Origin of the sequence: Corynebacterium suranareeae, assembly GCF_002355155.1 — a bacterium.
In the GTDB taxonomy this organism is placed as follows: Bacteria; Actinomycetota; Actinomycetes; order Mycobacteriales; family Mycobacteriaceae; genus Corynebacterium; species Corynebacterium suranareeae.
This window is the reverse complement of sequence record NZ_AP017369.1, coordinates 593,295-608,479: the sequence shown is the minus strand read 5'-3', so window position 1 is coordinate 608,479 and position 15,185 is coordinate 593,295. Positions and strand designations below refer to the sequence as shown.

14 protein-coding genes are annotated in these 15,185 nt (G+C 53.3%); 3 read left to right on the top strand and 11 right to left on the bottom strand.

The window, feature by feature from the left end; all coding sequences use genetic code 11:
- Positions 1 to 21 precede the first annotated feature (21 nt).
- Together qsuB and N24_RS02890 are read right to left on the bottom strand one after the other, a co-directional pair.
- On the bottom strand, positions 22 to 1,878 hold the full coding sequence (gene qsuB, locus N24_RS02895; RefSeq protein WP_096454176.1) for a dehydroshikimate dehydratase QsuB: 1,857 nt from the start codon (positions 1,876 to 1,878) through the stop codon (positions 22 to 24).
- Entirely contained in the window at positions 1,878 to 3,299 is a 1,422-nt protein-coding gene (locus tag N24_RS02890; RefSeq protein WP_096454174.1) for an MFS transporter, read from the bottom strand. The genes qsuB and N24_RS02890 overlap by 1 nt, the downstream gene beginning before the upstream one ends.
- Positions 3,300 to 3,572: 273 nt before the next feature.
- Here N24_RS02890 and N24_RS02885 point away from each other — a divergent pair, with 273 nt between their 5' ends.
- The gene (locus N24_RS02885) at positions 3,573 to 4,457 is read left to right on the top strand and encodes a LysR family transcriptional regulator (RefSeq protein ID WP_096454172.1); all 885 of its coding nucleotides are present in this window, start codon (positions 3,573 to 3,575) and stop codon (positions 4,455 to 4,457) included.
- Between the two features lie 689 nt (positions 4,458 to 5,146).
- Here the strand turns inward: N24_RS02885 and N24_RS02880 are convergent.
- The 4 genes from N24_RS02880 to N24_RS02865 all read right to left on the bottom strand — a co-directional run bounded on the left by N24_RS02880 (position 5,147) and on the right by N24_RS02865 (position 8,262).
- A complete protein-coding gene (locus N24_RS02880) occupies positions 5,147 to 5,500 on the bottom strand; it encodes a hypothetical protein (protein ID WP_231910844.1) in 354 nt (117 codons plus the stop codon).
- Positions 5,501 to 5,635: 135 nt separating this feature from the next.
- On the bottom strand, positions 5,636 to 6,544 hold the full coding sequence (gene hemC, locus N24_RS02875; protein ID WP_096454170.1) for a hydroxymethylbilane synthase: 909 nt from the start codon (positions 6,542 to 6,544) through the stop codon (positions 5,636 to 5,638).
- 1 nt (position 6,545) lies between these two features.
- The gene (locus N24_RS02870; protein ID WP_231911058.1) at positions 6,546 to 7,937 is read right to left on the bottom strand and encodes a glutamyl-tRNA reductase; all 1,392 of its coding nucleotides are present in this window, start codon (positions 7,935 to 7,937) and stop codon (positions 6,546 to 6,548) included.
- An 88-nt stretch (positions 7,938 to 8,025) separates the two neighbouring features.
- Positions 8,026 to 8,262, bottom strand: coding sequence for a glutaredoxin family protein (locus N24_RS02865; protein ID WP_167382006.1), 237 nt, complete (start codon positions 8,260 to 8,262; stop codon positions 8,026 to 8,028).
- 168 nt (positions 8,263 to 8,430) lie between these two features.
- Between N24_RS02865 and N24_RS02860 the strand changes: the two genes are divergently transcribed.
- A complete protein-coding gene (locus N24_RS02860; RefSeq protein WP_096454164.1) occupies positions 8,431 to 9,498 on the top strand; it encodes an HAD-IB family hydrolase in 1,068 nt (355 codons plus the stop codon).
- A 129-nt stretch (positions 9,499 to 9,627) separates the two neighbouring features.
- Complete coding sequence (locus N24_RS02855) at positions 9,628 to 11,427, top strand: IS30 family transposase (protein ID WP_096454162.1); 1,800 nt, start codon at positions 9,628 to 9,630, stop codon at positions 11,425 to 11,427.
- A 225-nt stretch (positions 11,428 to 11,652) separates the two neighbouring features.
- Here N24_RS02855 and N24_RS02850 read toward each other — a convergent pair whose 3' ends face one another.
- From N24_RS02850 to N24_RS02830, 5 genes are all read right to left on the bottom strand, one after another.
- Entirely contained in the window at positions 11,653 to 11,754 is a 102-nt protein-coding gene (locus N24_RS02850; protein ID WP_003855542.1) for a 30S ribosomal protein bS22, read from the bottom strand.
- Positions 11,755 to 12,076: 322 nt separating this feature from the next.
- Positions 12,077 to 12,268, bottom strand: a complete 192-nt coding sequence (locus N24_RS02845; RefSeq protein ID WP_003855509.1) for a helix-turn-helix domain-containing protein — start codon at positions 12,266 to 12,268, stop codon at positions 12,077 to 12,079.
- Between the two features lie 249 nt (positions 12,269 to 12,517).
- Positions 12,518 to 13,330 carry a pyrroline-5-carboxylate reductase gene (gene proC / locus N24_RS02840; protein ID WP_167382005.1) on the bottom strand — a complete coding sequence of 271 codons (813 nt, stop codon included), beginning with the start codon at positions 13,328 to 13,330 and terminating at the stop codon, positions 12,518 to 12,520.
- 61 nt (positions 13,331 to 13,391) lie between these two features.
- Positions 13,392 to 14,219: a hypothetical protein gene (locus tag N24_RS02835; protein WP_096454158.1), complete on the bottom strand. Its 828-nt coding sequence runs from the start codon at positions 14,217 to 14,219 to the stop codon at positions 13,392 to 13,394.
- 27 nt (positions 14,220 to 14,246) lie between these two features.
- Positions 14,247 to 15,176: a Ppx/GppA phosphatase family protein gene (locus N24_RS02830; protein ID WP_096454156.1), complete on the bottom strand. Its 930-nt coding sequence runs from the start codon at positions 15,174 to 15,176 to the stop codon at positions 14,247 to 14,249.
- Positions 15,177 to 15,185: the final 9 nt, after the last annotated feature.

Here is a 15,185-nt window from a genome sequence, read left to right as displayed (position 1 = left end):
AGCTCGGGTTCAGCTCGGGGTTTAGCTTGGGATGCCCCGCTCGAGGTCCCGCACTTCACGATACTGCGCTGCCAACCGCACCGGCGCGTTAGTTTCGCCCCAGCCCGCGAAACCGCCGCGGCGCTCAACCACCTCGAAGAACAATGTGCCCAGCGTGCGGGTATAAAAGTGGAGGAATTCGCCGTGCTCATCGCGGTCATACAGCAGGTTGTTTTCCTTGAGCGTGTCCAAGAATTCCTCCGGAAGATCGAATCGTGCCTGCACATCGTCATAGTAATTCTCAGGCACAGGCAGGAAATCCAATCCGCGTTTGCGTGCTCGCTGAGCTACCGCGACGATGTCATCGGTTGCCAACGCAATGTGCTCTGGGTAGGCCGCGTTGAGGAAATCGCCCTGCTCACCGTCTTCTGGGGCGACGCTGAGCAGTAAGCGCACAGCATCATTCGGCGAACGCATCACCTGGTTACGCACCAAACCAATGGGGCTCGGGAACTCATCCTCGCGCACAGTTTCCAACGCCATCAGCGCGGTGTAAAACAGCACGGCTTCGTCGAAATGCTGCCACGGTTGTGCGAAATTGACGTGGTCAATCCCGTTTATCAAACCAGTTTCTTGCTTATCGACGCCGAACTCCGGCAGCCACTCGGGGAATCCATCGGGGCTCGGGCCTGCGAAAAAGAGCTCTACGCCATCCGGCGCATAGACCCCCTTGAGATCCACCTCGCCATCAATGTGAGGGCGATCAATGGTCTTTGCACGTAGTAATTCAGCTCGTGCGTGAGCAGCCTCCGGGTCAGGGGTATCAAAGCCCATTGCGGAAATCGTGGTTGGTGCACCCGTGGCTCCACGGTCACACACCACAATGCGAACATCACCTTGAGTCCACACTTGGTAGTCCTGCTTGCTGCAGTGATGTCCACCAAGGCGGAATCCCAACTGGTGGAGAACTCGAATGGTTTCACCCAAGCGTCCAGTGGCGATCTCTAAGAAATCCACCCCTGCTGGTTCTGCGACTTCTGGAAGTGCCTGTAATTCCAGGGCACTGGGGCGATCCTCTGGGTTTAGTGCGTGCCAGGTTTGATCTTCCAACCAGCGCAGTGAACGCAGCCCATCAATGGCAGTGCGTCCTACCTCTGCCTTGCGGAAAGAATCGTTGAAGATTTCCAGGGAAATTGGGCCATCATAACCAGTCTTGGCTAGGTGAACCATGAATTTCACCAGGTCAAAGTCGCCTTCGCCAGGGAATACTCGGTGGTGACGCGACCAGGACAAAATATCCATGGCCAGCTTTGGTGCATCAGCAAGCTGCACAAAGAAGATTTTTTCTGCCGGAATATTTTCCACAGCATCGGTTGCCCAACCGCGTGAAAGAATATGGAACGTATCCAAGCAGGTGCCCACGCAATCATGGTTAACTTTTTCCACGATGGCATGTGCGTGCTCAAAATCGTTGACGAACTTTCCCCACGCCAACGCTTCATAAGCAATCTTGACGTTGTACTTGGCAGCTAAGTCACCTGCACGGCGAAGCTGCTCGACAAAAAGGTCATCATCATTAATGGTTGCTGTGCCCACATTGGAGCACAACAAAATCATCTCGATGCCCAGCCTGTTCATCAGTTGGAATTTTGCTTCCAAGCGGTGCAGGTTCTTTTGGAACTCTTCTTCTTCAACACCTTCGAAATCACGAAACGGTTGGAAAAGATCCAGGGTTAATCCCAAATCCTGCGCACGCTGACGAATCTGCTCTGCTGAATGAGGCGAAACCACCAAGTCTTGCTCGAAGATTTCTACGCCATCAAATCCAGCATCTGCTGCAGCACGAAGCTTTTCAGCTAACGTTCCAGACAAACAAACTGTGGCAACGGATGTACGCATTAGTGCAAAGCTTCCTTTTCTTTCTGTACGGTCTGAGCGGTGGTGGCTGCTGCACCAGCAGCCAAGTCAGCGGCTTCACTGCGGGCGGTGTGCAAAGCATCGATCTCATCCAAGGTCAGTGACTTGGTTTCCTTCGCGGTCATTGCCACCAGCGCGGAGATCACACAAGTAACGCCAACGAAGATTGCGACCTTAACCCACTGATCACCCTGCTCACCTGCAAGCGCAGATGCGATAACTGGGACGAAACCACCAGATACTGCGAAACCAATCTGGGTTCCAAGTGCCAGTCCGGTAACGCGAACAGAAGTTGGGAACATCTCTGCGTAGAACGATGGCCACACTGCGTTACCCATGGAGTACAGCAGACCGGACATCAAGACACCCATGAAGAAGATCATGGTCCAGTTACCGGCGTAAATAGCACCAAGGTAACCATTCATTGCCAAACCAGCACCAACGGCACCGATAATAAACACTGGGCGACGACCAATGCGGTCAGCCAACATGCCAGACAGAGGAATCGCAATCAGGGCAACCAAGTTAGCCACAACTGGAACCAACAGCACTGTTGAACGATCCAGACCAACAATGTTGGTAGCAAAAGACAAAGCCCACACGGTGAACACAACGTTGACAGAGTTGATCATCGCAGCAACAGCAACGCGAGCAACCGCAGCCTTGTGGTAGCGCAAGGTCATAGCCAGTGGAGATGGTCCACCTGCAACAGCTTCCTTGTTCTCACGGAAAGCTGGTGGCTCCTGAAGTCCACGACGAATAAGGAAAGCAACCAAAACAACCACAGCGGACAGCCAGAATGGTACGCGCCAACCCCATGACATCAGCGCATCTTCGCTGAGGAACAAGGTAAATGGAATGAAGACTGCGGTAGCAAGCAACGTACCAAACTGAGTTCCATGCAGAGTCCAGCTGGCAGTCAGCGCGCGTCGGTGCTCATCAGCGTGCTCAAGAGACACGGAGATCGCACTGGACTGCTCACCTGAAGCAGAAAGTCCCTGAATCACACGGCACAGCACCAAAAGTGCAGGCGCCAGGTAACCGGCCTGTTCGAAGGTAGGCAAAGAACCCACTGCGAAAGTGGAAGCACCGATGAGGAAAAGGCACAGCATGAGGACAAATTTACGTCCGTATCGGTCACCCAAAGGACCCATGATCAGTGCACCAAGTGGGCGCACCACATAAGCAACACCCACGGTACCCATTGCCGCCAAGATGGCGATACCTGGTGAAGTGTCTGCTGGGAAGAAGAGGTGGTTGAGCACCAACGCCGCCGCCGTTCCATAAACGGCGAAATCGTAGTATTCAAGAGCAGAGCCAATCCAGCTGGACAGTGCTGCTCGCTTAGGCGTCTTGCCCGGAGTCGTCTCGGAGTGCGTTACACCCTGAAGTTGTTCGCTCATCGTAGATCCTGTTCATTGAAGATACTGGCTGCTCGTTGTCTGCAACATGTGCTGCCAGCTAGGGGCTGGTAATTAAACCGTTTTAATTTTTCTGAATTTGTTTGAAGTCTTAAATTCTGCCGATTGTGTCGGCGTCCCTACTTTGAACTTCCCAGAAGGGGTGGTTGTATGACCCTTTCCGAGAACTCTAAGCTTCTGTGACCTATAGTACAAATGCATAAAAGTTAATCGTGATATCCACTTCACGTATACCACCAGGAGGAGTTGACCCACATGCATCTCAACCAGCTCGAATTCTTCATCGCCGTAGCCCAACACGGCCAAATCAACCGCGCTGCTGAAGAATTATTAATTTCCCAACCCGCACTAAGTCGACAAATTTCCGCCTTAGAAAAATCAGTCGGAGCACCACTTTTCGAACGCCACTCCCGAGGCGTATCCCTCACCAAAGCCGGCGAAATCCTCCACGAAGAAGCACTACGCACTCTCAGCAGAATGCAATCGGTCGTCGATGAAATCCAATCAGGCGAACACCTCATAACCAGCATCAAAATCGGCGTCCCACCCGGAATCCCCATCGATTGGCTACGCACACAACTAATTGATTTAGGCCCAGAAATTCGCATCTCACTGATCGAATCCCCCACCGACGATCAGCTAAAACTACTCAAACAACGAGAATTAGACATAGCCCTTTGCCGCCGCCAAAGCGAGGCTTTCGCCACCACCCTGGTACACAAACAAGAACTAGGCATCGTCATCAGATGCGATTCCGAACTTCACCAACAGCTCGTAGGCAGAGACAACGCAACACTCTTTGACCTCGAAGGACTACGCGTGCTGGCCCACTCCCGCGGCGAAGTCCGAATCCAAGAAGAAATTCTTAAAAACGCCATGCTCGCCGCCGGAGTCAACGCCACCTGGATCTTCCGGAAATTTGGCCAATACAGCTCACTTATCGCAGACCTCGTCAAAGCAGATGTTGCCCTCACAACAGAAGAATCCGCCCGCACAAACTTCCCCAGCTGGCGGTGGGTCCCCCTCGAAGCCGAAGACGCCTCCGGAAATGACCTTATTGTTCGAACTTGGATCACATGGAACCCCCAACCCTCCCCAGCAGTCAGAGATTTAATCCAAAAATTCATCGACGCAATCTAATATGCGATCAAATCATTTGTAAGCCTTTTAAGCGATCAGATTTTCGGAATGAGCATTTACACCATCCAAGCACCGAAAGGGGCTTAAAAGCGATTTTAGAGAGGCACTTTTCTAGGGCCTTTTAGGCAATTTTTAGCCCAGGCTGCGGAAGCCAGACTGGCGTGACAAAGAATCTTAAAAATCGAAATCTTGGCACACCTGTCTGGTTTTTAAAATCAAGCCAACACTAGGGGTTTATGGCAGCGAATGACCAAAATCAATTTGAGGCATTTATCGCCCGTTTAAGACCTCGAGTTTTTCACATAAGCATTTGTATAGACGATGCCATGAAAACCCCTCAGAAGCGCTCCTGGGGAGGTATTACCAATCGAAGCGAAGGGCAAAAATCAAGCCCGACCAAACCAGGAGACCCACTTTCCCCTCAAATCCTGATTCTGGGTCTCCTGGTTTGGCATTCAGCGTGATCCACCAAACCAGGAGACCCGAAATCTTCAAATATCCTGATCCTGGGTCTCCTGGTTTGGTCTGCCAGTGATTCGTAGGACAACCAAGCGCTTTAGGTCAACATCGTGTCGCCAATTCAGATGCGCCCTTCCAAAAGGGCGACTTCTCACACCCCGACTTCACTAGGAAAACGCGAAGTCGACCACGTGAAATCACCCTTTCACGATCACCCTCAAACTAGGAACCTAAGCAACAACCATTAGTTCATCGGCATAACGGTGGGCGTGAGGTGTGGAGATAACGATGCGATTGATGCTGATATTTTCCAACTCGATGACCAAGCCCGGCGCGTTTTTGCGGCACATGCTGAATTCAGTTTCATTGACATGCGCGTGGGTACCGGCCACAAATACGCCGGGGATACGCAATCTACCAGCACGTTTGATGGGGTGATCGACGGAGTCGATGATGTTGTCTACAACTTCGATTTTGCGGATAGCTTTCCGAGGAATCCTCACGTGACTGCGCCGGGCGCTCAATTTCTCCCACCATGACAAATGTACGGTCACGACGCGATTATTGATTTTTAACTCAGCCACAACTATCAAGCTCTTTTCTGCCGACACTTCGGCGGTTAATCGATCTCATCAATTGTGGCATGTAACGCCTGCAAATACCTGCAAGACAGTTAAGTATTCCCAATTAATTCACCGACACCCCACTAACATGCCTTGTTAGCTGCGCTCGCCGAGCAGATCTGGGGCGCCGGCGTCGATAAGCTGTTGGGCAACGAGTTCGCCGAGCTCTTCTGGCCTGGCGCCGTCGCCTTCTGCGGTGAAGACGAGTTGGTCGGAGCCGTCGAGGGCGAAGACACCTGCGGTAAGGGTCATGGTGTCGCCGGAGTATCCGCCTAAGGTGGCGTGAGCTGCAACAGGTGCGGTGCAGCCTGCTTCGAGTCGGTTGAGTACGGTGCGTTCTGCGACTGCGGAGACAAATGTGTCGGCGTGCATGAGCATGTTGAGTGCGCGGACGGTTTCGGTGTCATCGGCGCGGCATTCGATGGCGAGGGCACCTTGGGCGGGGGCGGGCATGATGACGTCTGCGTCGAAAACTTCGGTTGCGCGGTCCTGCATGCCCACGCGGGTCAGGCCTGCGTAGGCGAGCATGACGGCGTCTAGTTCGCCGGAGGTGACTTTGCCCATGCGGGTGTCGATATTTCCGCGCAGTGGCAAAATCTCCAGGTCAGGGCGGATTGCCTTGAGTTGAGAAATGCGTCGCGGCGCGGATGTGCCCACTTTGGCACCTTCTGGCAGTTGCGCCAAGGTCAGGCCGTCGCGGGCGATGAGTGCTTCACGGGAATCTGCGCGGGTTGGCACGACCAGGTGGAATCGAGGGTCTGCGGCGGTCGGCAGGTCTTTCATGGAATGCACAGCCACATCGCATTCACCCGCGTGGAGGACGTCGCGCAGCGCTTGGGTAAAAACGCCGACACCGATGCGCTCAACTGGTGACATATTCACATCACCAGGAGTGGTCACGATGTGCAGCTCCGCATCGCGCCCAAAGTATTTCAGCTGATCACGGATGGTGCCAGCTTGTGTGGTGGCTAGCTTTGATCCTCGAGTACCAATTTTTAAGGTCATGTTATTCCCTCGTTTGTGTGGCAGAAGGTGCATTCACAACAGCGACGATACCCGCATCCGGCAATTCTGACGCGTTGACCGCCGTTGTCGCAGGCGCCGCGGTGCTCGCAGGCGCATCCAACCCGAACAGCTCTTGCAGAGCTGATTCATATGAGATGCTGCCGGACCGGGCAGCCAGTTCCTTCACGCGCACAGTGGGTTCATGAAGAAGCTTATCGACGACTCGTCTCACTGTTTTCTCCACCTCCACCCACTCTGTATCCGAGATTCCAGGAGTGCGCATGCGGAGTCTATCTAATTCATCGCTGCCCACAGATGCTGCTTGTTTCCGAAGTGCTGACACCGCCGGAACAATATCTCTGATGCGTTGCTCGGAGGTAAAAGAATCTAATTCTTCTCGAACAATCTTTAGGGCTTCTTGCTCGCTTGGAGTTACCCCTGCCCCACCTTCACGTGAGACTTTGTGGAGACGTTCGATGTTGACCAAATCAACACCGGGCAGATCTGCGCAGGCGTCATCAATATCACGAGGCATGGAGAGATCGATCAGCATCAGTTCAGATCCTGCCGGAATATCAGCTGGTTTTACGGTAAATTCCCCGGCACCAGTAGCAGAGATAATCACATCAACGTCGCCGTAGACAGAAGCTCGCTGGTCATAGTCCACAACGTGGGCTGGAACCCCTGCTTCCATTGAATGCTGCGCCAAGCGTTCGGCGCGTTCCAAGGTTCGATTAGCCATGATCAAAGAAGAAATCCCCGCACGACCAAGATGGGTAGCAGCCAAAGAGCTCATCGCACCTGCCCCCAACACCAATGCAGTTTTGCCAGCTAGTGGTGCTTCTGCTTCTGGATCCAATCCCATCTGCACTAATGCGCGATCAACAGCAAAAGACACCATCGATGCACCTGCATCATCAATGGCAGTTTCCGTATGCACACGCTTTCCAGTGTGCAACGCCGTTTGAGTCAAAGAATGCAACGCTGGCCCCACCGAACCGCATTCATTAGCCACCTGATACGCCGTACGAACCTGGCCGATGATCTGCTGCTCCCCCAAAACCATCGAATCCAAACCTGAGGTAACCACCAACATATGTTCTGCAGCTGCGTCGGCATAACGAACATAAAGATATCCGCGCAGCGTTTCAATATCTACGCCACTAACCTCATGCAGAACCTCCACCACATCATTGACACCAGTGTGAAAACTACTGGTGACGGTGTAAACCTCTAGACGGTTACACGTAGAGACAATGAGAGCTTCGCTTAACGATGCCCTTCCTAAAAGCGCTTGAGTTGTTTCACCACGTACCGAATCATCCATGCTCAGACGTTCAAGAAGCGCTACAGGAGCAGACCTGTGCGACATCCCTACGATGAGTACACTCACCATTCCACCCGACTTTCAACGGAGCCTTTGATCCACCGAAAGGATGAATCCTAGTTGATTAAAATACGGTAGCTTTCATTCGCGGACATCACAACAAAGCATTGGCTAACTCGTCGTTGTCCACTTCCCAGCACGCGAACTCTTCATCGTCCACCAAAATCACTGGCACACGATCACCAAATTCCAGCTTCAAGCTTGCATCTTGATCAACATTGCGTTCGGTAAGTTTGATTCCCGCAGCCTCCACAACAGGCAAAATCTGAGCCTTCACACGTGTGCAAGAACCACAATTATCACGGACAATAATCTCCACAGAATGGCCCACGGGCACACTCACTTCCTCACGTTCAAAGACATTCTAAAGACATTCAAAGACCCCTCCCGAGCGCTAATGCCCCGAAGGCTTTACCATGGATACGATACTCAATGGAGGTATCCATTATTGGTTTGGCGTCTCTTGCGCTCATGGACCAGGAAGGTTTTTGTTATTCTCATGAGCCCTCAAGGAAAAAATCCGGACTGGGATTACGCCGCGATCGGTACCCCAGAGGATTTCCTCGCGAGTTGGAGTGCATCTAGAGGAAACCTGCGTCGATTTTTCGAAGACCACGCAGCCGCCCCCATCAACGATGCAGCACAACGCCAAGCAGGTGAAGCCGCCGCCACACAAGCCGTAGCCGCCATCTATGGCATGGAACTCAACGAATTCAACGCAGGTATTGATGCCGTCACCGGAGCTATCGAATCCGCCGGAGCCATCCACGTCAGCACACCCGACCCAGATGTCCCCCAAGATATCGGAGCAGCTGCATTTTTCGACGTCGACAACACGCTCATCCAAGGCTCCTCCCTCATCGTGTTCGCCCAAGGGCTGTTCCGAAAGAAATTCTTCACCATCAAAGAAATCCTCCCCGTGGCGTGGAAACAACTAAAGTTCAAACTCACCGGATCAGAAAACGCCGACGACGTCTCTAGAGGTCGCGAACAAGCCCTAGAATTCATCAAAGGCCGCCCCGTCCAAGAACTCATCGATCTCTGCGAAGAAATCGTCGACCAACGCATGGTGGATAAAATGTGGCCCGGCACCAAACAACTCGCCGACATGCACATCGCCGCAGGCCACCAAGTCTGGCTTGTCTCTGCCACCCCGGTACAACTCGCCCAAATCTTAGCCCAACGACTCGGATTCACCGGCGCTATCGGCACCGTCGCGGAAGCCAAAGACGGCGTATTTACCGGCCGGCTTGTTGGCGACATCCTCCACGGCCCCGGCAAACGACACGCCGTCGCAGCGCTTGCCTCCATCGAAAAACTCGACCTCACCCGCTGCACCGCCTACTCCGACTCCATCAACGACCTTCCCATGCTCTCCATGGTGGGCACCGCCGTCGCAGTCAACCCCGACTCCAAACTCCGCAAAGAAGCCGAAACCCGCGGATGGGACGTACGAGATTTCCGAAGCATCCGCAAAGCCACCCGCGCATACGGCATCCCCGCCCTAGTGACGGCAGCTTTCAGCGTGACCGGCTGGAGATTACGCCGAAGGTGGAGAAAACACTAAGCTCACTCCTCTAGACGCGCCTTTGGGGACTTTAACTTCGATTTCACGGTTTCGATACCTTAAGAGCGATTTCACGTGGCGATATCAGGTGGTGGTTGCGACACCCTCTTCCTAAAGGAGTGTCCACCAATGACCAGCAGAGAACAACCCACAACCCAGGAGGCGGTCCGCCGAATAGCCGACGGGCAGCGAGTAAAAGACGTAGCACTAGATCTTGGAATCCACCCATCCACGATCTACCTAGCGCTCAAGCGCCACGGCCTGCCCGTGGACAAGACCGCACCCCACCGCGTCCTGAACCCACAAACCAATCGGCACATCCCGAAAAACACCGAACACCCCACAACCACAGAAGCAGTCGCGAGGGTCAAACGCGGTGAACGAGTCAAAAACGTAGCGAAAGAACTAGGAATCCACCCATCCACGATCTACCTAGCGCTTAAACGCCACAACCTACCGGTCGGTAAAAACGCACCCCACCGCGTCCTGAACCCACAAACCAATCGGCATATCCCTAACACCACGGAACGCCCTGCCACGACAGAAGCCGTTACTCGGGTCAACCGTGGTGAACGAGTGGTTACTGTGGCCAAGGAACTTGGGCTTCACCCGTCAACGATCTACACCGCGATCAAACGCCGCGAAGAAGCAACCGATACCCCCACACCACCAGGTAAGAAAGGAGAAGGTAATCACAGATGCAGCGACACACCCGCACCTACCACCACGACAACGCAATCACGGTGTACAACGACAGAAGTGCCTGACTTATCATGTTGTTCTAATGATTCTGTGTCGTCGCGTACTGCTGATCACGTTGTTGCTGATTTCAGTCTGGTTCCTGATACACGAGTAAAAACAGGCCGCGGGGTGCGGTTAAGCAGTACCGATCGGCTGGTGATCGCCCAAGGGATTAAAGAGAGGTTATCCACCCGGCAGATCGGGACAAAACTCGGCCGTCACCATAGTGTGATCGCACGAGAAATCAACCGTGGATCCACCACCTACCTAGATCCAGACACCCAAGAGATCAAGCAGTTGGTGTATAACCCACAAACCGCTCACTACCACGCCCAGCAACAAGCACGACGACCAAAGGAAAGGAAACTTGATCGCCCGGGCCGGTTACGGGATGTGGTGGTGGAGTATTTATTGCGATATTTTTCCCCGAAGCGTGTTGAACAACGCCTTCTTCTGGACTATCCCGATGATAAGAGCATGCATATTTCCCACGAGGCGATCTATCAAAGTTTGTATGTCCAAGGACGTGGTAGCTTGCGTGAGATCATTGAAGAAGAACTACGCCAACGCGAAATGAATACCAACAAGGTGTTAATCCGTGGTGGGAAAACCCGTCGCCCCCGGTCCAAGATCGCTGGGTTACGCAATAGGCGTGGCTGGGTTGTCGGTGCAGAAATCACCACGCGCCCACCTGAGGCTGATGATCGTCGGGTTCCAGGGCATTGGGAAGGTGATTTAGTGATCGGTGCAGGGGGTCAATCAGCGTTGTTGACACTGGTGGAGCGATCAAGTCGGTTTACGTTGTTAAAGCATTTACCTGATGATCATGCCTCGTCCACGGTTGTTGGTGCATTACAGGAAATGATTGCGTCGATGCCGGGGAAGTTTTCCACGATTACTTGGGATCAGGGATCGGAAATGGCCAGTGCTCGTAAAGTTATTGATCCTGCAGAATGTGGGATTTATTTTTGTGATCCTCATTCACCGTGGCAGCGTCCGACCAATGAGAATACAAATGGTGAGATCCGGCGGAGGTTTTATCCAAAGGGCACTGATTTCCGTGAGGTAACCCCGGAGCATGTCGCGTGGGTTCAAGATGAACTCAACGACACACCGAGGTTGGTGTTAGGCGCGATGACGCCGTATGAGAAAATGAATGAAGTATTAACTGTCGCAACCACCCAATGACAGCGCCCGTGCTCAATTTCTTGCGCTCAATTTAGCAACTTCGATACCACCCGGTTATTGGTGGAAATCGGACTGAAATCGAGCATGTGAAATTGAGTTTGCGGTCTCGGTAATAAGGTCTCGGTAACAAGGTCTCGAAGTCGCGGTATCGAACTTAAGAGACCCGACCACAACACACCAACAGACAAAAAACACCGCCCCGAAAGGCGGTGTTTTTGAGAAGGCTTACTTGCCCAATTTTCTACGCTGGACACGTGTACGGCGCAGCATCTTGCGGTGCTTCTTCTTGGACATGCGCTTGCGACGCTTCTTAATGACAGAACCCATTACGGTTTCCCTCGCTTAAAATCGATGTTGTACGTACAAAACCTGCCAGCACTTTTTGCCGAAGTGCACTTTCGGATCGCGAGCAAAAATTTAACCCGCGTGCTACACCATCGGAAAAGTATCCGTGATGGCATTTCCAAGGGTGTGCGCTGGCACGATTTTTCTATCTTACCTTTAACACGATTGAGCACCAAAAACACCTGGGCTTTGATGAATGTTTCATACAACATCCGGGTTAGCGTGGCAAAAAGAAAACCTCTCTACGTTACTCGCGGAAAATTATTCCGACAGTGACGTAGAGAGGTTTTTGCTGTTTCGGAGTTTAGCCAGCCTCGTAGAAGGAGGAGTCCAAGTACTCGTTGACAGCTTTCTCGTGGACACGAAATGATCGTCCCACTCGAACTGCCGGAAGTTCTCCGGAGTGAACCAATCGGTAGACAGTCATTTTGGATACGCGCATGATTTCCGCGACCTCTGCGACTGTCAGGAAGGTTCCGTTATCTTCTCTTGCCATATTTATCATTACCCTTCAGCAATTCGCGCGCTGCAGGCTTCCCCTCCCGCAGTACGATCACGCATTTGCCTGGTTCAGCTTAGCGTGATTTATGTGAATAGTGCGACAATTGTTGTTTAAACACGCGGGTGATTCCCCCGTTATCGGAAGTTTCTAAAGTGAAACCGCAGGTCATGGAAGTGGGAAAATAAAAACGATTTCATCAAATTCACCCCAAACAACAGGCCGATAACGGGCAAATAACGTTTTTTAATGTTTCCCAAGTTCCTTGGATCGGTCGGCGCAGGCTTGGGCTGCTCGGTAGAAAGCACCTCGAATTCCGCTTTCTTCGAGTTCTCTAATTGCCGCGACGGTGGTGCCTGCGGGGGAGGAAACGCCTGCGCGCAATTCTGAGGGCTCTTTGCCGGTTTCTTTCATCATGGTTGCAGCGCCTTCAAATGAGGCCACAGCGAGCTGTTTAGCGGTCGCTCGGGGTAGGCCTAGGTTCACTCCTGCATCAATGAGCGCTTCTGTCACAAGGAAGAGGTATGCGGGTGAGGAACCTGACATCGCCGTCACGGCATCGATGTCTGATTCTGCGACCTCTAGGACGTCTCCCACTGTGCCTAGAAGTTCTTTAACCAGCTTCAGTTGTTCATCATCAACGTGGCGCCCACCGGTTACCGTGGACATTCCTTTACCAACCAGCATTGGGGTATTAGGCATAACGCGCACAACGGGAAGTCCTGCAGATGCGCTTTCTTCCATGGTGGTGATGCTGATTCCTGCGGCCATGCTGACCACCACGCTGTGTGCCGAGTTATTGTCCAGGGTGCCGGTGATTTCCGAGAGCACCTCCACGATAAACTTCGGCTTCACGCACAAAAAGACCACGTCGGCTTCGTCGACAGCTTGTGCGTTGTCAGTTAGGTTGACGATCCCGTAGCGCTCACGAAGCTCTTGCCCGCGCTCTTCTGTGCGGTTGGTAACTCGAATGTTTTGTGGATTCATGTCGGCCGCGACCAAACCAGAGACCAATGCCTCGCCGATTTGTCCGCCACCGATTACTGCGATTGTTGTCATAGTTCCCACACTGCCACTAACCACCCCAGTTGTGCAGCAGCGCGGGGCTACAAATGACAAATTACATGACGATTGCCAGCGGTCCGAAGGTCATCACAAGACCCACAATTCCTGCCAGCACCATGCTAAAACCATCTCGTGAGGTGCGCAAAGCATGAATAATGCCCACCATTCCCAGGGTCACACCGACCGCAAGAACAGCCACGAGCCATTTGTTTAGACGCTCCCACAGCATTTCAAAGCCGAGGAACACCACAACGCCTAGCACGATGCCGACAATAGCCATCACGATGATGGAGAACACCGACATTTTGTTCTCTGATTCATCTTCAACCTCAGCCTCAAAGGTTGTGGTTTCGGTGTTTTCCTCAGGCTCGTCGTCCGCAAAATCAGCCTGCGCCGCGGTTTCCGCATCGGCATCCTTGTCGGCACGCACAACTGGCGCCGGCTTCGCGGCCACTGCCGGCACCACAGGGAAAGCACCCGTGGTCAACGTGATGGGGTCTTTTTCATCCACGATGCTCAGCACCATGGTTTCATCGTTGCTCGGCGCAGGACGCGCGGGGGCTTCTTCTTGCTTTTCGACGCCCTCCTCTGCCTCCGGGGTCTCCGGGGTCTCCGGGGTCTCCGGAGCCTCAACTACTTCGGCGACCTCCTGTGGTTCCTCTTCAGGTTCCACAGGCTGCGCTGGTGCATCGATTGGCACACTCGAGTGCCGGGATTCTGCGGGCTTTTCCTTAACGGCAGGAATGGAGCCGGTCAGCTCAGCAACGGATACGCCACCGTCTTCGATACTGCGGCGCCTGCGTCGTCGGGGAGCATCAGTGGAGCGTCCCTCTTTAGCGGCACGCGCCATCAGCTCAGCGACTGTGAGTTTCTCTTCACTCATTTTCGCCAACTCCTTTCCGGGTAAATGTTACTCGAGTCCTTTGTCGATTCTGGTAAGAATCACACCTTCACGAAGCGCCCATGGACAAATTTCTACCTTGTCAATATCCAACGCACGCATCGCAGCTTCCGCAACTAAGGCACCCGCAACGATTTGGTGTGAACGATCAGAGCTGATGCCTTCGAGTTCTGCGCGGTCGGCGGCTGTCATTCGTGAGATAAATGCAATCAATTGGCGCAGACCGGGCGCGGTGAGGGTTCGGGTGACGTGTGGTCCAGCTGAAGATGGTGCAGCACCGGTGAGCCTTGCCAGGGTGCGGAAGGTTTTCGATGTTCCCACAGCCAAACGTGCGGGTCCAAGGGTGCGCATTTGGCGGGCGGGTTCTGCAAGTTCTGCGTCGATATAATCGCGCAGCAGGTTGATTTTCTTACGTGCTGGTGGGTCGGTGTCGAACCAGTTGTGGGTCAAGCGTCCTGCACCTAGGTCAAGCGAGAACGCCAGATCTGGGGATTCATCTGTTCCAGATGACAGCTCGAGTGATCCACCACCGATATCGAGGTTGGTGATGCGCCCTGCGGACCATCCGTACCAGCGGCGCACAGCAAGGAAGGTTTGTCGTGCTTCTTCTTCACCGGAAAGGATGGTGAGGCGGACGCCGGTTTCCTTTTCCACGTGGTCAAGCACGGACTCGCTGTTGGTGGCGGAGCGGACTGCCGATGTAGCAAATGGCATGAGCTCTGCGCAGCCGAGCGTTTTGGCTAGGTCTGCGGCTTCCTCGACGGCAGAGGTGAGCTTGTTGATGCCTTTTTCGGAGATCGCTCCGGAATCATCAAGAAGCTCAACGAGGCGTAGCGGGGTACGCCAATTGCTCATCGGGGTGGGGTGTCCACCGGGACGCGCGTCTACTGCAACTAGGTGGACAGTATTGCTGCCCACATCTAATACACCTAATCTCACACTTAAAGG